Origin of the sequence: Rhodovulum kholense (assembly GCF_003053725.1) — a bacterium.
GTDB lineage: Bacteria > Pseudomonadota > Alphaproteobacteria > Rhodobacterales > Rhodobacteraceae > Rhodovulum > Rhodovulum kholense.
This window is the reverse complement of sequence record NZ_QAYC01000018.1, coordinates 20994-38239: the sequence shown is the minus strand read 5'-3', so window position 1 is coordinate 38239 and position 17246 is coordinate 20994. Positions and strand designations below refer to the sequence as shown.

At 68.6% G+C, this 17246-nt stretch carries 15 protein-coding genes; 5 read left to right on the top strand and 10 right to left on the bottom strand.

Going from position 1 to position 17246, the window contains the following annotated elements:
* Window positions 1-23: 23 nt before the first annotated feature.
* Window positions 24-623 carry a 2-hydroxychromene-2-carboxylate isomerase gene (locus C8N38_RS17890; RefSeq protein ID WP_108028506.1) on the bottom strand — a complete coding sequence of 200 codons (600 nt, stop codon included), beginning with the start codon at window positions 621-623 and terminating at the stop codon, window positions 24-26.
* Between the two features lie 104 nt (window positions 624-727).
* On the opposite strand from C8N38_RS17890, the gene C8N38_RS17885 reads away from it, so the two are divergent.
* Both C8N38_RS17885 and C8N38_RS17880 read left to right on the top strand, forming a co-directional pair.
* Complete coding sequence (locus C8N38_RS17885) at window positions 728-1753, top strand: ribose-phosphate pyrophosphokinase (protein WP_108028505.1); 1026 nt, start codon at window positions 728-730, stop codon at window positions 1751-1753.
* An 11-nt stretch (window positions 1754-1764) separates the two neighbouring features.
* The gene (locus C8N38_RS17880) at window positions 1765-2238 is read left to right on the top strand and encodes a GNAT family N-acetyltransferase (RefSeq protein WP_108028504.1); all 474 of its coding nucleotides are present in this window, start codon (window positions 1765-1767) and stop codon (window positions 2236-2238) included.
* A 26-nt stretch (window positions 2239-2264) separates the two neighbouring features.
* On the opposite strand, the gene C8N38_RS17875 is transcribed toward C8N38_RS17880, so the two are convergent.
* Window positions 2265-4244, bottom strand: a complete 1980-nt coding sequence (locus C8N38_RS17875; protein ID WP_108028503.1) for a cation:proton antiporter domain-containing protein — start codon at window positions 4242-4244, stop codon at window positions 2265-2267.
* Between the two features lie 106 nt (window positions 4245-4350).
* Entirely contained in the window at window positions 4351-7128 is a 2778-nt protein-coding gene (locus C8N38_RS21450; protein ID WP_158272380.1) for a hypothetical protein, read from the bottom strand.
* Between the two features lie 169 nt (window positions 7129-7297).
* On the opposite strand from C8N38_RS21450, the gene C8N38_RS17865 reads away from it, so the two are divergent.
* A complete protein-coding gene (locus tag C8N38_RS17865) occupies window positions 7298-7984 on the top strand; it encodes an SIMPL domain-containing protein (protein WP_108028502.1) in 687 nt (228 codons plus the stop codon).
* Between the two features lie 45 nt (window positions 7985-8029).
* Here C8N38_RS17865 and C8N38_RS17860 read toward each other — a convergent pair whose 3' ends face one another.
* From C8N38_RS17860 to trxB, 6 genes are all read right to left on the bottom strand, one after another.
* Entirely contained in the window at window positions 8030-9316 is a 1287-nt protein-coding gene (locus tag C8N38_RS17860) for an O-acetylhomoserine aminocarboxypropyltransferase/cysteine synthase family protein (RefSeq protein ID WP_108028501.1), read from the bottom strand.
* A gap of 186 nt (window positions 9317-9502) precedes the next feature.
* The gene (locus C8N38_RS17855; protein ID WP_108028500.1) at window positions 9503-10387 is read right to left on the bottom strand and encodes a dihydrodipicolinate synthase family protein; all 885 of its coding nucleotides are present in this window, start codon (window positions 10385-10387) and stop codon (window positions 9503-9505) included.
* 10 nt (window positions 10388-10397) lie between these two features.
* On the bottom strand, window positions 10398-11396 hold the full coding sequence (locus tag C8N38_RS17850; RefSeq protein WP_108028499.1) for a hypothetical protein: 999 nt from the start codon (window positions 11394-11396) through the stop codon (window positions 10398-10400).
* 105 nt (window positions 11397-11501) lie between these two features.
* On the bottom strand, window positions 11502-13211 hold the full coding sequence (locus C8N38_RS17845) for a bifunctional sulfate adenylyltransferase/adenylylsulfate kinase (protein ID WP_108028498.1): 1710 nt from the start codon (window positions 13209-13211) through the stop codon (window positions 11502-11504).
* 243 nt (window positions 13212-13454) lie between these two features.
* Window positions 13455-13940 (bottom strand): RES family NAD+ phosphorylase, encoded by a 486-nt coding sequence (locus C8N38_RS17840; RefSeq protein ID WP_108028497.1) that lies wholly within the window; start codon window positions 13938-13940, stop codon window positions 13455-13457.
* Entirely contained in the window at window positions 13937-14941 is a 1005-nt protein-coding gene (gene trxB, locus C8N38_RS17835; RefSeq protein ID WP_245895793.1) for a thioredoxin-disulfide reductase, read from the bottom strand. The genes C8N38_RS17840 and trxB overlap by 4 nt, the downstream gene beginning before the upstream one ends.
* Before the next feature lie 103 nt (window positions 14942-15044).
* Between trxB and C8N38_RS17830 the strand changes: the two genes are divergently transcribed.
* Complete coding sequence (locus C8N38_RS17830) at window positions 15045-15425, top strand: hypothetical protein (RefSeq protein WP_146176306.1); 381 nt, start codon at window positions 15045-15047, stop codon at window positions 15423-15425.
* Window positions 15426-15542: 117 nt separating this feature from the next.
* Here the strand turns inward: C8N38_RS17830 and C8N38_RS17825 are convergent, their stop codons facing one another.
* Window positions 15543-16358, bottom strand: coding sequence for a VPLPA-CTERM sorting domain-containing protein (locus tag C8N38_RS17825; RefSeq protein WP_108028494.1), 816 nt, complete (start codon window positions 16356-16358; stop codon window positions 15543-15545).
* A 339-nt stretch (window positions 16359-16697) separates the two neighbouring features.
* Here C8N38_RS17825 and C8N38_RS17820 point away from each other — a divergent pair, with 339 nt between their 5' ends.
* Entirely contained in the window at window positions 16698-17198 is a 501-nt protein-coding gene (locus tag C8N38_RS17820) for an Lrp/AsnC family transcriptional regulator (protein WP_108028493.1), read from the top strand.
* Window positions 17199-17246: the final 48 nt, after the last annotated feature.

Genomic DNA, 17246 nt, shown 5'->3' with positions numbered 1-17246 from the left:
CCGGTCCTTGGCCGGGTCCGGATCTAGAGCTTGCCGGACAAGTGCAGGTCGAGATCGTCAAGCCGGTCCTGCCCCCAGAACCTCTCGTCGCCTTCGGTGATGTAGAAGGGCGACCCGAAGACGCCCCGCGCGGTCGCCTCTTCCAGATTGGCGGCATAGGTTTCGGCCCCCGCCAGCAGCCCCCGGTCGGCCAGCGCCGGGTCGAAGCCCGCGGCGCCCAGACAGTCGCGGATGACCGCATCCTCGGCCAGATCGCGTTCTTCGGCCCAGCAGGCGCGCATCAGGCTGTGCACGAGCCCGCCCAGATCGCCGCCGCCCGCGGCCTGCGCGGCGATGATCGCATAGGCGGCGGGCGCCGGGTTGGTCGGAAAATGCGCCGGGGTCAGGGTCAGCGGCAGCCCGGCCTTGGCGGCCTGCCGGCGCAGTTCCTGCAACCTGTAGGCTTTGCGCGCCTCGGACCTCTGGGGCAGGGGCGTGCCGCCGGTGCGGGCGAAAAGCGCAATCAGATCAAGGGGCTTGTAGGTGATGGTCGCGCCGTGATGGGCCGCGATCCGTTCCAGGCGCCCGCCGGCCAGATACGCGTAAGGCGAGATCACCGTGAAGAAATAGTCGATATGGGCCATCCTGACGCCCCCTCCCTCTCAAGGTTTTCAAGACCGTACCTCGGTGCTAAGCGCTGTCAACGTATCGTTACACGCGCGAATCGGCCGCCGCCGGAGACATCCCCATGCACAATATCCATGAACCGAAACTGATTTCGGGCAACGCCAACCGTCCGCTTGCCGCCGCCATCGCCCGGCGGATGTCGATGCATCGGGGCATCAATGTCGACCTGGTCGACGCCCGGGTCGAACGGTTCAACGATCAGGAGATCTTCGTCGAGGTCTACGAGAACGTCCGCGGCGAGGACATGTTCGTGATCCAGCCGACCTCGAACCCGGCGAACGACAACCTGATGGAGCTGATGATCATGGCCGACGCGCTGCGCCGGTCCTCGGCCGCCCGGATCACTGCCGTGATCCCCTATTTCGGCTATGCCCGTCAGGACCGTCGCACCAAGGCCCGCACGCCGATCAGCGCCAAGCTGGTCGCGAACCTGCTCACCGAATCCGGCATCGAGCGGGTGCTGACCATGGATCTGCATGCGGCCCAAATCCAGGGTTTCTTCGACATCCCCGTCGACAACCTCTATGCCTCGCCGATCTTCGCGCTCGATATCGCGCATGAATTCAACGGGCTCGCCCCCCAGACCACCGTGGTTTCGCCCGATGTGGGCGGCGTGACCCGCGCCCGCGAACTGGCGCAGCGGATCGGGTCGGGGCTGGCCATCGTCGACAAGCGCCGGGTGCGTCCGGGCGAGGTGGCCGAGATGACCGTGATCGGCGATGTCGAGGGCCAGATCTGCTTCATCGTCGACGACATCTGCGACACCGCCGGAACGCTGTGCAAGGCTGCTGACAAGCTGATCGAGGCCGGAGCCAAGGAGGTGCATGCCTATATCACCCATGGCGTACTGTCCGGTCCCGCGGTCGAACGCATCCGCAATTCGCAGCTGAAATCGGTGGTGGTGACGGATTCGATCCAGCCGACCGATGCCGTCCTCGCGACGCCCAATATCCGCATCGTGCCAACCGCGCCGCTGTTCGCTCAGGCGATCATGAACATCTGGCAGGGCACCAGCGTGTCCTCGCTCTTCGAACACGAGACGCTCGCCCCGATCTACGAGGGGCTCTACGCGCCGCGCCGCGTCTGACCGGCAGGGCCATGAGGGCCAAGGCACCCCGGCGGCTGGCGGCGGACGATCCGGCGCTGGCCGGGGTGCTGGACCTCATCCGCCGGAGCTTTGCCTATATGGACGGGCGCATCGACCCGCCCAGCTCGATGCACCGGCTGCGTCTGGCCGATATCGCCGGGCACTGCGCATCGGGCGAGGTCTCGGCCATCGGCGCGCCGCCTTTCGCCTGCGTCTTTCTCACGCCCCGGCCCGACCGGCTGTATCTTGGCAAGCTTGCCGTCGACCCGGCGCGGCGTGGCGAGGGCCATGGCCGGGCGCTGGTCGATCTGGCCGAGACGCGGGCCAGGGCGCTGGGCCTGCCGTGTCTGGAACTGCAGACCCGGGTCGAACTGACCGAAAATCACCGCATCTTCGGCGCGCTCGGGTTCCGGCCGACCGGCACCAGCGCACATCCGGGGTATGACCGCCCGACCTCGATCACGATGGAACGGGCCATCCCCTGACGCCCGCCGCCGGGACGGCCGGGTCTTCAGGCCCGGTCGGCGAAATCTTCGGGGGCATCGGCCGAGGCGATCGAACTGTCGGGCGGCGTCTCTTCCGGGGACGGGCGCGGCGCCGGATCGGTGGCGCGGCGATGGGCCGTGCGCGACAGCAGCGCGGTGTCGAGTTCGCCGTTCAGCTCGCGGGCGCGGCGCAGATAGCCCTCGTTCTTTTCGGCGGGCACGCCGGGTTTCCACAGATCGGCCAGTTCCCTCACCATCCGCCGGTCGAAGTCGTAATAGGCGCTTTCGCGCTCGCGTGCCTCGGTGCTGCTGAGCCCCATCGCCTCCAGCGAATAGCGCGCCACGCGCAGCGAACTGTCGAAGAGTTCGCGCACGATCTTGTCGGCCCCGGCCCGGTACAGCTCGTAGGCATGCGCCCGGTCGCGGGCGCGCGCGATGATCGTCAGATCGGGCCGCACCCGCCGGGCGAAGATCACTACCCGCGTCGTCGCTGCCGGATCGTCCAGCGCCACCACGAAGACCTGCGCCGTCCCCAGCCCGGCGGCCATCAGCGTCTCGGGGCGGGTCGGGTTGCCGAAAAACCCCTTGATGCCGAACTTGCGCATCAGGTTGATGGTGGCCAGGTCGTCGTCGAGCATGGTCGCGCGAAAGCCCGACATCTGCAGCATGCGCTGGACCACCTGCCCGAACCGGCCGATCCCGGCGATCAGGATCGGGTTGCGTTCGTCGATTTCGTCCGGGGCATGGTCGGGACCGATCCCGGCCACCGAAAGCCGCCGCGACACCATCTCGTAGACGAAGAAGAATAGCGGCGTCATCAGCATTGTCAGCGCGATCACCAGCAACAGCGTCTGGGTCAGGCGTTCGGACAGCACGTCCTGCTGGACGGCGAGCCCGAGGATCACGAAGCCGAATTCGCCGGCCTGGGCCAGACCGAGGGTGAAGAGCCAGCGATCCCGTCCCTTCAGCCGGAAAAGCCGGCCCAGGGCGGCCAGCACCAGCCCCTTGATGACCATCACGCCCAGCGCCAGCGCAAAGATCCCCAGCGGGTCGGCCAGCAGCACCTGAAAGTCGATGCCCGCGCCCACGGTGATGAAGAACAGCCCCAGCAGCAGACCCTTGAAAGGCTCGATATTGCCTTCAAGATCGTGGCGGAACTCGGAATCGGCCAGCACCACGCCCGCCAGGAAGGTGCCAAGCGCGGGCGAGAGGCCAACCATGCCCATCAGGACCGCGATGCCGATCACCAGCAGCAGCGCGAGCGCCGTGTACATCTCGCGCAGATGCGCCATGCTGACAAAGCGGAAGACCGGCCGGATCAGGTAATGCCCGGCCAGGATCACCACCGCGACCGCGCCCAGCGTCACCAGCGCCACCCCCCAGCCCGGCAGCCCGGCGACCAGCGACAGGTGCTCGGCGCCATGGGGCGGCTGGGCGGCCTCCAGGGCCGGGCGCACCACCGACCCGTCGGGGGCGATCCGGGCCTTGGGCGCGGCCACCAGCAGCGGCAGCGCGACCAGCATCGGGATCACCGCGATGTCCTGGGCCAGCAGCACCGAAAAGCTCGCCCGCCCGCCATTGGTCGGCATCAGCCCCTTTTCGCTCAGGGTCTGCAGCACGATGGCGGTCGAGGACAGCGCAAAGACCAGCCCCACCGCCAGCGCCTGTTCCCAGCCGAGCCCCAGCGCCGGGATGGCCGCCGCCATGATCGCCAGCGTTGTCAGCGTCACCTGCAGCCCGCCAAGCCCGACCAGCCGGGTGCGCATCCGCCAAAGCACCTTAGGTTCCAGTTCGAGCCCGATCAGGAACAGCATCAGCACCACGCCGAATTCGGCGACATGGCGGATATCCTCGACCTCGGCCCCGACGAGGCCCAGCGCCGGGCCGATGGCGATGCCGGCCGCGAGATAGCCGAGAACCGAGCCCAGCCCCAGCCGCGCGGCCAGCGGGACGGCGATCACCGCCGCGGCGAGACAGATCAGGGCGGGAAGCAGGAAGGCATCCATATCTGGGGGAATCCGGGCATCAGAAAAGCGATTTCGTCAAAGCATAGGGGGGACGCCGGCATCCCCCAAGCGAGGTTTGCACCCGGTGTCGCGGAAATCGGCCGGATCAGCCGCCCGGCAGGTCCAGCACGATGTTGCGGCCGTGCTTGACATAGCGCAGCTGGGTTTCGCCGATGGCGGCGACCTGGCCGCCGTCGATGCTGTCGCCGACCTTGACCTTGACGAAGCGGCCGGACGGCAACCGCAGCAGGGCGCGGCGGTCGGCTGACGAGCCGAAGACGCCGATCAGGTTCAGATCGCGCAGGTTGATCGCGTCGGGCAGGGTGGCTTGCTTGGCGACCGAGGCGGTGGTGGGCACCGAGGGGGCGACGGCGGCGGCCGCCGCCGGGACGGCGGGCGCCGCGGCAACGGCGCGCTCTTCGAAATCCGACGGCCGCGAGGCCGGACGCAATGAGGCGACGAGCGCGTTTTCGGGCAGATCTGCCGAGGCCTCGGCCTCGCCTTCGCCATCGGCAAGATCCTCCAGCGCGGCTGTGACCGCGGCGTCGGTATCGAGCGCGGGCGCATCCGCGACCGCTGCCAGATCGCCGGGGCGGGCGCGCGGATGCAGGCCGGGCGCCTCTGCCTCTGCGGGGGGCTCTGTCCGGGCCAGAAGCGTGTCAGGACGGGCGCGGGGAAGCCGCCCGGCCAGCCGCGCGGCCACCGCCGGATCGGCGGGGATGACGGCGGGCGTCGCATCCGTGGCGCTTTCGGTCGCTGGGGCCGTTTCGTTGCTCGGGCGCGCTGGCGGGCGCGGCGTGGGCGCTCCGGCAGAGACGACGATCTCGGGCTCGGTCCCGGCGGTTTCGGCCCGGGACGCATCGTTCGGTGCGACGTCGCGATCGGCTTGCGAGGCCTGATCCGAAGGCGACTCCTCGGGGCTGGCTGCGTCCGGGGCCGGGGTGTTGCGGCCAGTATCGGGGCCAGTATCGGAGCCGGCATCGGGGGCTGCGTCGGCGGGACGGCCGGGTGGCGTGACCTCGGGGCGCGCGTCATAGACCGGCACCCCTTCGGTGGTAATCTCGGCGCCTGCGGCGGTATCGCCGGGCGCGGGCACCGCAACCGGTTCGGGCTCCGGTACCAGCCCGTCGGGCCGCGCTGGCGGCACCACGGCGGGCGACCCGGCATGAACGGTGACACCCTCGGGGGTCAGCGCGCCTTCGGGCGTCGCCTCGACGAGGCCGCGCGCGTCCAGCTCGAAGGTCTGGTCGGGTCCGGGCGGGTCGGCTTGCATCGGCAGCGCCTGATCGACCGCGCGCGCGATCTGCGGATCGGGCAGGTCTTCGGCTTCGGGCGGGCGCGGCGGCGGGTCGATTCCGGCGACGAAAAGATCCTCGATCCGGTCCTGCGGCGGGGCACCCAAGGGATCGGGCGCGCGCTGCCAGATCCCGGTGCTGGCATAGGCTTCCAGCGCCTCGGCAGCCGTCAGCGGTGCGGGAACCAGAGCTTCGGGCGGTGGGGGGGCCTCGGTCGGGCCGGCGGATGCGGGATCGGTGGCGCCCTCTTCAACCGCTCCGGACGTATCGGGGGCCGGGTCCGGCGCGCCGTCGTCGGTTTCGGTCTCGGGAAGCGCTTCCGGGACGGGATCGAGCCCGTCATCCGGCGAGAAGCTGTCATCTTCTTCCAGACCGATATCAGGGCCGACGCCGTCCGGCGCCTGCGGACCCGCCGTGCCGCTGTCGGACGTTGTCGAAGCGGACCCCGAGGCTGGCGACAGATTGGCCGCGGGGGGCGGTGCATCCTCGCCGCGGGTCAGGACCAGGGCGCCAAGGACCAGTGCCGCCGCCACGGCCAGTCCGGCGCCGCCCAGCTTGAGGATCTGTCCCAGGTCCGGCCCGGAAGACGGGCGCTCGGCGGCGCGGAGGTCGAGCCCGCCGAGCGGCCGCGGCGCCGCCCCTGCGCCCTGGGCCGCAACGCGCCGCTGAGGTCCCGGGCGCGAGGCGGGCGCAGGGATCGCGGGGCGCTGTGCGGGGGCCGTGACAGTTGGGCTCGCTGCGGTGGCAGGCGCGACCGCCGGGGCCGCGATCTCGGGCGCCGGGCGCCGGTCCGGCGCGGAGAGGCGAACTTCGGCTTGAGCCGATGCGCCCGGAATACGTGTCGGGCCGGGCGCGGCGGGGCGTTGGGCCGTTTTGGCCTCTGCCGGGGCGTTGGGTCCGATCGAGGCGGCCGCGCCGTCGGCCCGCGCGGGATCGGAGCCAAAGGCCGCCGGAACCGGCGCCGGGTCGATCGCCGGTTGAGGCGGCTTTGCTGGCTTTTCGGCTTCGTCGGGCGGGGGCGCCTTGCGGCGCGGCGCGGTTTCGGCCTTCGGAGCCTTTTGCGGCGCGCGTTCGGGTTCGGCGCGCTCGCCCCCGGTCAGCAACGAAGCGGCTGCGGCAGTGGGTCCGAAGAACGCCTCGCCCTCGAATTTCGAGGCGGGCGGCCGGGCGACGAAACAGACCGGGTCGAACTGATGCGCCCGGGCAAAGGCTTCGGCCTCGGCCAGGGTCTCGCGCGCGACCACCGCCAGCCTGGCGCCGCCCGCCGTCTCCTGCCAGTCGAAGATCAGGTCGCTCACCGCATAGGGGGTCAGCCCGTCCAGCCCGCGCAGCAGGCTCGCGCGCTTCTCGGCGCGGCTGTCGCCCTCTAGGGGAAGCGTCGTGTACAGCACCTGGCTGTCGGGCAGCACCAGCTTGACCAGCGGCCGCCCGTCGGCAAGGTTTCCGGCCGTGGCACGCAGCAGCCGCAGCGTCTCGGCCAGCCCCGGGTCGTGCAGGGACACGTCGCCAAGCGACCGCCAGCCGCCCTTGGCCCGGTGCTGAAGTCCGATCCCGTCCTCGGAGAGCGTCAGCGCGAAATCTGGTTTCATTGCGGCTCTCTACACCGGTTATGCCCCGGGTCCATAGCTCGATCCCGCGGACTATAGCAGGAAACCGCCGACCGGCAGAAGGGGGGACGGCAAAGCGTGACCGTCCGCGACTTGCCGCAGTCCGGTCCAGCGCCACCTAAGGACGACCGAAAGAACGAGGAGATTTTTCATGCGTCTTGCCCCCCTTGCCCTGCTGGTCGCGGTGCTGGCGGTCCCGGTGGCTGCCGCTGCCGCGCCCGAACTGCGCGTGACCGGCACCGGCACCGCCACCGCCGCACCCGACATGGCGACGATCCGGCTGGGCGTGAGCCATGAGGCTCGCACCGCCGTCGAGGCGATGGACCGGGTTTCGGCCGATCTGGCCGACGTGCTGTCCGAACTGCGCGCGGCCGGGCTTGAAGGTCGCGACATCCAGACCTCGGGGCTCAGCCTTTCGCCGGTCTGGACCGACTATTCCAGCGGGTCCGATCGCAAGATCACCGGCTACAGCGCCTCGAACGGCGTCACCGTGCGGGTGCGGGCGCTGGACGGGCTCGGGCCGCTGCTGGACACGGTGATCGGCGAAGGCGCCAACACGCTCGACAGCCTCAGCTTCGGGCTGCAGGACCCCGGCCCGGTCCAGGACGAGGCGCGCCGCGCCGCGGTGGCCGAGGCGATGCGCAAGGCGCGGCTCTTTGCCGAGGCCTTGGGGCAGGGGCTTGGTCCGCTGGTCTCGCTGACCGAAGAGGGGGCCGAGGCGCCGATGCCGATGAAGATGGCCGCCCGGGCGCTGGGCGAGTCGATGCCGATGGCCGAGGGCGAACTGGAGATCGGCGCCACCGTCACCATGGTCTTCGAGCTGAGCGGCGCCGACTAGGCCCAGCGAGAAAGGCCGCGCCCCGGCGGGGACGCGGCCGCTTCGTCAGATCTGCGCCAGCGCCTGGTCGAGATCGGCGATCAGGTCGTCGGCATCCTCGATCCCGATCGAGACGCGCACCACGTCGGGATTGGCGCCTGCTGCGATCTGCTGCTCTTCGGTCAGCTGCGCGTGGGTGGTCGAGGCCGAATGGATCACCAGCGACCGGGTGTCGCCCAGGTTCGCCACATGGCTGAACAGCTGCACCGCATCGACGAACCTGACGCAGGCGTCATAGCCGTCCTTCAGCGCGAAGGTGAACAGCCCGCCGGTGCCCTTGGGGCAGATCCGTTTCGCACGCTCGGCATAGGGCGAGGAGGGCAGCCCGGCATAGGTGACGCGGGCCACCTTGGGATGGTTTTCCAGCCAGCCCGCGACCTTGACCGCATTGGCGCAGTGCTTCTGCATCCGCAGGCTCAGGGTCTCGATCCCCATCAGCGTGTAATGCGCGCCCTGCGGGTTCATCGTCATCCCGAGATCGCGCAGACCGATGGCGATCGAATGGAAGGTGAAGGCCGCGGGGCCGAAGGTTTCGTGGAATTTCAGGCCGTGATAGGCGGGCTCGGGCTGGGAGAGCGACGGGAACTTGTCGCTGGCCGACCAGTCGAATGTGCCGGAATCGACCACCACGCCGCCGGTCACGGTACCGTTTCCGGTCAGGTACTTGGTGGCCGAATGCACGACCAGCGTCGCGCCATGTTCGATCGGGCGGCACAGATAGGGCGTGGCCGAGGTGTTGTCGACGATCAGCGGCAGACCGGCCGCGTCGGCGACCTTGGCCACCGCGTCGAGATCGGTGACATAGCCGCCCGGGTTGGCGACCGACTCGCAGAACACCGCGCGGGTGTCGTCGTCGATGGCGGCCCTGACCGCGTCGAGATCGTCGAAATCGACGAATTTCGCCGACCAGCCGAAGCGCTTGATGGTCTGGCTGAACTGGGTGACCGTCCCGCCGTAAAGCCGGGTCGAGGCGACCACGTTCCGCCCCGGCCCCATCAGCGGGAAGATCGCCATGATCTGCGCCGCATGGCCCGAGGAACAGCAAACCGCGCCGGCGCCGCCTTCCAGCGCCGCCACCCGTTCGGCCAGCACCTGCACCGTGGGGTTGGTCAGCCGCGAATAGATGAAGCCGACCTCTTTCAGCCCGAACAGCGCCGCCGCATGGGCGGCATCGCGAAAGACATAGGAGGTGGTCTGATAGATCGGCACCTGGCGCGCGCCGGTGGCCGGGTCGGGCTTGGCCCCGGCATGGATCTGCAACGTATCGAACCCGTACGGACGCTCTTGGCTCATCGGATCGGAACTCCCCTGTTCCCGGTTTTTCGAAGCATTAGGCCATCGCCTTGCACCGGGCAACACGAGCCGCCTGAAAAGAACACCCGTCCCGCGCGTACCCGCGCCCGGCGAACGCCGGACCGGCGGGCGGCAGCTGCGCGCACCCCTGTCCTTCTTCTTGGCTTAAATACCCCGACACCGTCCTCACAACGCGCCCAGATGGCGAAGCAGCGCGGCCAGCTCGCCGCATTCGGCCGGACCCAACGCCGCCTGTGGCGCAACCGGCGCGCCGACCTCGAACCCCTGCAAGGTCAGCCCCGCCTTGATCGCCGCGGCAAGATTGTGGCGTGCGAAAGCCTCGTTCACCGCCCAGAGCCGCCGTTGCAGCGCCATCGCCGCCTCCCAGTCCTTCGCGCGGCACAGCCGGTACAGTTCGGCGCTTTGCCGGGGCACGATGCAGGACGGTCCCGCCATCCAGCCAAGCCCGCCGATCATCATCACCGCGACCGTGACATGCGACGAGGCCGCGAAGATCCCCAGCCGGTCCTCGACCCGGTTCAGCACCGACAGAAGCCGCCCGGTATTGGTCGAGGCATCCTTCAGATAGGCGATGCGGGGATGGTGGCTGAGCGTCTCGATGGCCGAAAGGCTGAGGTCGGAGCGCTGGAAATTCGGGTTGGTGTAGATCGTCACCGGCAGGTCGGTAGCCTCGGCCAACGCGGTGAAATAGGCGACGACCCCGGCATCGGATACCGGGAAATAGGCCTCCATCACGCCAAGGATGCCATCCGCGCCCAGCGCCGCCCAGTCCCGCGCCTGCGAGACCGCGTCGGCCGTGGCGGTCGAGGCGACGCCCGCGATCACCGGCACCCGTCCGGCCACGGCCTCGACCACGGTTTCGACCACCGCGGCTTTCTGCGCGCGCGTCAGATAGGCAAACTCGCCGGTCGACCCCAGGGGGCAAAGCCCTTGCACCCCGGCACCGATCAGATGATCGCAAAGCCGCGCCAGCACCGGCCGGTTGACCTCGCCGGTCTCGGTCAGCGGCGTCGGCAGATAGGGGATCACCCCATGAAGGTCCTGTCTCATCGGGTCCTCGTCAGTCGGTCCAGAGCTTTTTTCTTTTCAGCTGGTTGCGGATCGCCTGTTCCTTTCGTGGCAGATCGGCGCGGTCGAAAAGCGCCCGCGCCTCGGCGCCCTTGCCGCGATACAGGAACCGCCGCATCGGCGGATGCGCCTTGAGCACCCGCTTGATCCGGTTGGGGGCCGCCGCCGCCTCCATCGCCGCGATCGCCCGGTCGCTTTCGCGCGCATAGAACAGCGGCAGCCGCCGCCAGTGGCAGGTGATGTCGCCGTCGAGTCCGTCAAGCTCCGGTCCGGGCCGCCCGCCGCCCTCGGCATGGATCGTCAGCGGCAAGGCGACCTGATCGAGCCAGGGATCGAGCGGCTGGCACACCAGTTCGGGCGGCGGGTCGTCGCGGATCGCGGTGGCGTAGTCCAGAAACCGCTGTCCGAAGCGGCGCGGGCAGCCGGCAAAGAACCAGCCCGCGTTGAAATAGAGATAGCGCCGCCAGTGATCGACCGGCCGGCCGGGATCGAGCGAGCTGTCGAAATCGAGCCCAAAGCGCGCGTAAAGCGCCCGCCAGATCGCATCGGGGCCGGGGCCGTAAAGGGTGGGCACGGGCCAGGTGCCCTCGCGCCGCATCGAAGCCGAGGGCCGGGCAAAGTCGATCTTCAGCGCCGAGAGCGCGCCCATGACCAGCGTGTCGCTGTCGAAGAACAGGAAGGGTTCATCCTGCGGAAGCGCCAGCAACGCCTCGATCTTGTTGCCGTAGGGATAGGCGGCCCCGAAGACCCGGGACTCGAAGGGCAGGATCTCGGCCCCGAGATCGGGCAGCAGGTCCCGGGCCGCCGGATCGGCGATTCCGGGATCGTCGGGCCAAAGCGGGCCGGGCTGCGGCTCGGCCACGAAAAGCCGCCCGGAAAAGTCCGGGTCGGCGGCGCGCAGCGAGGCTGCGAACAGCACAGCCTCGTAGGTCAGGCGCCCGGCCTGGCCCACCACCACGATATTGACTGCGGGCGTCCTCGCCTCGGTCATGTCATCCCCCGTCCTGGCGCCAGTATAGGGCGCGGCGGGGCGGGCCGAAACGCAAACGCGCCGCCCGTGACGGGGCGGCGCGTCGTTCCGGTGGGCTGTCGGGCCTCAGCGACCGGCGATCAGGCCCATCTGTTCGAGCTTGAGGATCACCTGCTGGGCGCAGTTATCGACGTCGATCCCGGTGGTGTCGACCCGGAGCTCGGGCGTCTCGGGCGCCTCATAGGGGTCCGAGATGCCGGTGAATTCCTTGATCTTGCCTTCGCGGGCCAGTTTGTAGAGCCCCTTGCGGTCGCGCGCCTCGCATTCTTCCAAGGGCGTGGCTACATGCACCTCGCAGAAGGCGCCATAGGCCTCGATCATCTCGCGCACGCCGCGCCGCGTCGCCGAATAGGGCGCGATCGGGGCGCAGATGGCGATGCCGCCGTTCTTGGTGATCTCGGAGGCGACATAGCCGATGCGGCGGATGTTGATGTCGCGGTGTTCCTTCGAGAAGCCCAGTTCCGAGGACAGATGCTTGCGCACCACGTCGCCATCCAGAAGCGTCACTGGACGGCCGCCCATCTCCATCAGCTTGACCATGACCGCATTGGCGATGGTCGACTTGCCCGAGCCCGAAAGCCCGGTGAAGAAGACGGTAAAGCCCTGCTTCGACCGCGCGGGACGGGTCTTGCGCAGCTCGGCCACCACTTCGGGGAAGGAGAACCATTCCGGGATCTCCAGCCCTTCGGCCAGACGGCGGCGGAGTTCCGTGCCCGAGATGTTCAGGACGGTCACGCCCTCTTCGATCTCGTCGGCGGGCTCGTACTGGGCGCGTTCCTGCACATAGACCATGTGCCGGAAATCGACCATCTCGATGCCGATCTCGTCTTGGTACTGGCGGAACAGCTCCTGCGCGTCATAGGGGCCGTAGAAATCCTCGCCGGCCGAGTTCTTGCCCGGGCCGGCATGGTCGCGGCCGACGATGAAATGGGTGCAGCCGTGGTTCTTGCGGATCAGCCCGTGCCAGACCGCCTCGCGCGGACCGGCCATCCGCATCGCGAGGTTCAGCAGGCTCATCGTGGTGGTGGCCTGCGGGTACTTGTCCAGCACCGCCTCGTAGCAGCGGACGCGGGTGAAGTGATCGACATCGCCCGGTTTGGTCATGCCGACGACCGGATGGATCAGCAGGTTGGCCTGCGCTTCCTTGGCGGCGCGGAAGGTCAGTTCCTGGTGGGCGCGGTGCAGCGGGTTCCGGGTCTGGAACGCCACGATCCGGCGCCAGCCGAGCTTGCGGAAATAGGCGCGCAGCTCGTTCGGGGTGTCGCGGCGGGCGCGGAAATCGTAATGCACGGGCGGCTGAATGCCGGTCACCGGGCCGCCCAGATAGATCCGGCCCGCGGTGTGGTGCAGGTAATAGACCGCCGGATGCGCCAGATCGTCGGCGCCGAAGACCTTTTCGGCCTCGCGATGCTTGTCGGGCTCCCAGCGCGAGGTCACGGTCATGGTGGCGAGGATCACGCCTTCCTGGTCGCGCAGCGCAATGTCCTGCCCGATCTCGATCTTGTCGGCGAACTCGGTCGAGACGTCGAGCGTGACTGGCATCGGCCAGAGCGTGCCGTCCTCAAGCCGCATCCGCTCGACCACGCTGTCGTAATCGGCCTGGTCGAGAAAGCCCTTCAGCGGGTTGAACCCGCCATTCATCAGAAGTTCCAGATCGCAGATCTGGCGCGGCGTCAGGTCCCAGCTGGGCAGGTCGCCGGCTTCGACCTTCAGTTTCTGGGCGCTTTCGTGGGAGACATAAAGTTCGGGGATCGGAGCGAGGTTTGAAATCGACATAACTGGACCTGGTGATTCATGCGGAATGCGCGGCAGGGCGGGCCGTGGGCCCGGGTCGGGTGCGGCTTATCCCGCAACCCGCGCGCGTTGCAAGCCATTGCCCCGGGAATCTCTCAAAAAGGTTAGGCGCGCCGGATTTTCGACAATATATGCGCTTTTCTTCGCAGATTGGCAGTGCCCGCGAAACAGGGTCGTGTCGGCTCCGCCCATCGTGGAACAGTCGTGCCGGGACGGTGCGGCGGTTCAGGGCTCGGTCGACAGTTCGGGCATCAGCTCGGGCCAGGGGCGCGCCTCTCCGGCGGGCGCGACCAGAGGCGGGGCCGGGTCGAACAGCACCAGATGGGTCAGCTCGGGTCGGCTGCGCGACGGGTACAGCATGCCCTGGGCGTTGCGGGCGCGCGCGGCGTCGGAAAAGGCCCAGGTGGGCGAGGGGCTGCCAAGGGCGCGGATATCCTGCCAGACGACCGAGGCCCGGGTCGGATCGGGCAGGGCGCGCAGATCGACCAGCCGCTCGGCCGAGACCGAAAGCGGCTGGATCATCCGCGCGGCGGCGCCGGGTCCAAGATAGCGGGCGATGGCCACGCCCGCGCCTTCGGGCGTGAGCGAGGCGTAAAGCACGGCCTGGCCCGAATGGTGGAACCGGCCCTCGGGGCTCTGGACCGGGGCGCAGGGCGCGGCGGCCCGCTCGGCGGGCAGGATCCGCCAGACGATACCCTTGAACGCGATCACGCCTCCTGCGGAACCTCCGCGCCATGGCCAAGCGGCAGGGTCATGTCCTTGCCCTCGTCGAGCCCGGCCTCGGCAAGGAAGCGTTCGGCCTCCAGCGCCGCCATGCAGCCCATGCCCGCCGAGGTCACGGCCTGACGGTACTTGTGGTCGGTCAGGTCGCCCGCGGCGAAGACGCCCGGGATCGAGGTGGCGGTCGAGTCGGGCCGGGTCACCACATAGCCGCCCATATGGGTTTCAAGCTGGTCCTTCACCAGCTCGGAGGCCGGGGCGTGGCCGATGGCGATGAAGACGCCCTTGCAGGCGATCTCGCGGGTCTCGCCGGTCTCGACATGGCGAACCCGGATGCCCTCGACGCCCAGCGGCGTCTCGCTGCCCAGCACCTCGTCGAGATTGTGGTCCCAGAGGACCTCGACCTTGGGATGGGCGAACAGCCGTTTCTGCAGCACCTTTTCGGCGCGGAGCGTGTCGCGGCGGTGGATCAGCGTGACCTTCGAGGCGAAATTGGTCAGGAACAGCGCCTCTTCCACGGCCGCATTGCCGCCGCCGATCACCACGACCTCCTGGCCGCGATAGAAGAACCCGTCGCAGGTTGCGCAGGCCGAGACGCCGAAGCCCTTGAACTTCTCTTCCGAAGGCAGGCCCAGCCATTTCGCCTGCGCGCCGGTCGCGAGGATCACCGCGTCGCAGGTATAGGTGGTGCCGCTGTCGGCAAAGGCGGTGAAGGGCCGCTTCGACAGATCGAGCCGCGAGATGTAGTCGGACACGATCTCGGCGCCCATGGCACGGGCATGGGCCTCCATCTTGACCATCAGGTCGGGGCCCTGGATCTCGGTCTCGCCGGGCCAGTTCTCGACCTCGGTGGTAATGGTCAGCTGGCCGCCGGGCTGGATGCCTTGGATCAGCACCGGGTCCAGCATCGCGCGCGAGGCATAGACGGCGGCGGTATAGCCCGCCGGGCCCGACCCGATGATCAGCACGCGGACATGTCTTTGCTTGGTCACTTGCAGATACCTTTCTGATGCCCGGACGTTTATAAATGGGGCCATGGGGGATGGCAAACGTGGCTTCGGGCCGGGCTTTGCACAAGTGGGGGAAGGATTTTCGATGGATCGAGTCATTCTGGCGGTCGCCCTGGCATTGGCCGCGGCACCTGCGGCACGGGCTCAGGACGCCGCGGGCGGGGATACCGCACAACAGACCGGCTCCGTGACGATGCCCGAGCATTGCGCGGTTCTGGACAGCTCCGGGATCATCTCGGTGGTGGTCTGCGACGGTCCGCGGGACGAGGCCACCTTTGCCGAGGCGGGCCGGGCGGCCTGCGGCGCGCGGCGGCCCTGCGGGGCCTGGATCTGGCCCTCGCGCGATGTGGCTCCGGCACAGGCACCGGCCAACCATGACGGGCTGACCCAGGCCGAGGTGGTGACGTCCTACGGCGTCTGGGTGGCCGAGCGCGAGCTTTTCGTCCGGATCGAGCGGGCCGAGTGACGGTCGCCTGCGGACCGGACCGAAGACAGGAAAGGCCCGCGCGGTGACGCGGGCCTTCCCATGTCGCGTTCAGGCCGTTCGGCCCCGCCCCGATTGCGGGACAGGTCGGCGGCTGGGTCAGGCCGCGGCGCCGCGGCGGCGGAGGAAGCCGAAGGCGCCGAGCCCGGCCAGCAGCATCGGCATCGCCGCCGGCAGCGGAACCACGCCGGTATTGCCGCCGGTATCGTCGATCACCTGACCGATCTTCGCCTCGATCGCCGCGCCATAGGCGGTGAAATTGGCGACCGGGATCACGAAGCCCGTCGTCGTCGCGTTCGGCAGGTTGTCGAGATCGGTCGCGATCACCCCGGCATCCGCATCACCGCTGGTGCCCAGCCCCGCGATCCGTGCCATGTAGCCTTGCGCGGAAGAACTGCTGACGCCGCTGCCGACCGCCTCGAAGCTGATCCCGTCGATACCCGAGGTATGCGCGGCCAGCGCGGCGGCTTCGGTAGCGGACTGCGAGTTCGGAGACCCGTCCGTGGTGATGTTGATCAGGCTGGTGGCGCCGAGCCCGCCGTCGTTGACGAAAAGATTGGTGATGTAGGTAATGGCCCCGGCGGTGTCGGTTCCGCCGTTGTCCTTGTAGGCGCTCAGCACCTGGGTCTGGATCGAGGCGATATTCGCCGCGGTCACGATCGTCGGCGGGACGGCCGTGTAGGACCCGTAGCCGTAAGAGGTCACCGCCACGCGGTACTGGTTTTCGCCGCTGGTCGGGATTTGCGACAGAGCGGCCGACAGGGCCGATGCCGCGCTGCTGAAGTCCGATGAACTCACGCTGCCCGACCCGTCCAGCACGAAGCCGAGGTCGATGACGGCAGCGCTGGAGGCCCCTGCGCCAAACAGAATGCAGACTGCCGTGGTTGCCCCCTTGAGGGCACTTTTCGTATTCATAATGATGTTCCTTCCTACAATAATGGAAGGGGCAGCAAAGATAACAATTTTCCCGAAACGGGATGTACCCCCCTAGCATACCCCTACGGCAAGCCTCGCCGAATGTTCTCGTTGCGGCAAGCGATTCGAGCCCATTCGGCCGGTTTTCGGTATTGCCGCCCGGTCCGGCTGGCGCTACGGGTGCCGATGCGCTCCCGTTGGCCCTGCCGGTCTGCAGATCGCGATCTGCGTTGCGGGCCGGGCCCGGGAAATTTATATATCTTGCGCGGCCGGGAAATATTATTGCGCGGAGGGGCGCGCAAGCATATGATCCGCGAAAAAAGAACCGAAGGAGCAGCCATGCCCGGCAGCCGACTTGACGCCATCGACCGCAAGATTCTTGCCGAACTGCAGGCGGACGGGCGGATGACCAATGTCGAACTGGCCCGACGCGTCGGGATTTCGGCTCCGCCCTGCCTGCGCCGGGTGCGCACCCTGGAAGAGGCCGGGTTCATCCGTGGCTATCACGCCGATATCAACACCCGCGAACTGGGCTTCGAGGTTCAGGTCTTCGCCATGGTCGGTCTGCAAAGCCAGGCCGAGGCCGATCTGTCCCGGTTCGAGGCGCGCTGTCGCGCCTGGCCGCTGGTCCGCGAATGTCACATGCTGAACGGCGAGGTCGATTTCATCCTGAAATGCGTGGCGCCCGACCTCTCGACCTTCCAGAGCTTCCTGACTGAGGAACTGACCGCCGCCGAGAACGTGGCCAGCGTCAAGACCTCGCTGGTGATCCGCTGCGCCAAGGATGAACCGGGCGTGCCCTTCGACGTGCTCGAGGCACGGCTGAGCAAGAGCGCCTGACCAAGGGCGCCCGGGTCGTCGGTCGGCCCGTTCCGGTGGCGGCAGGGA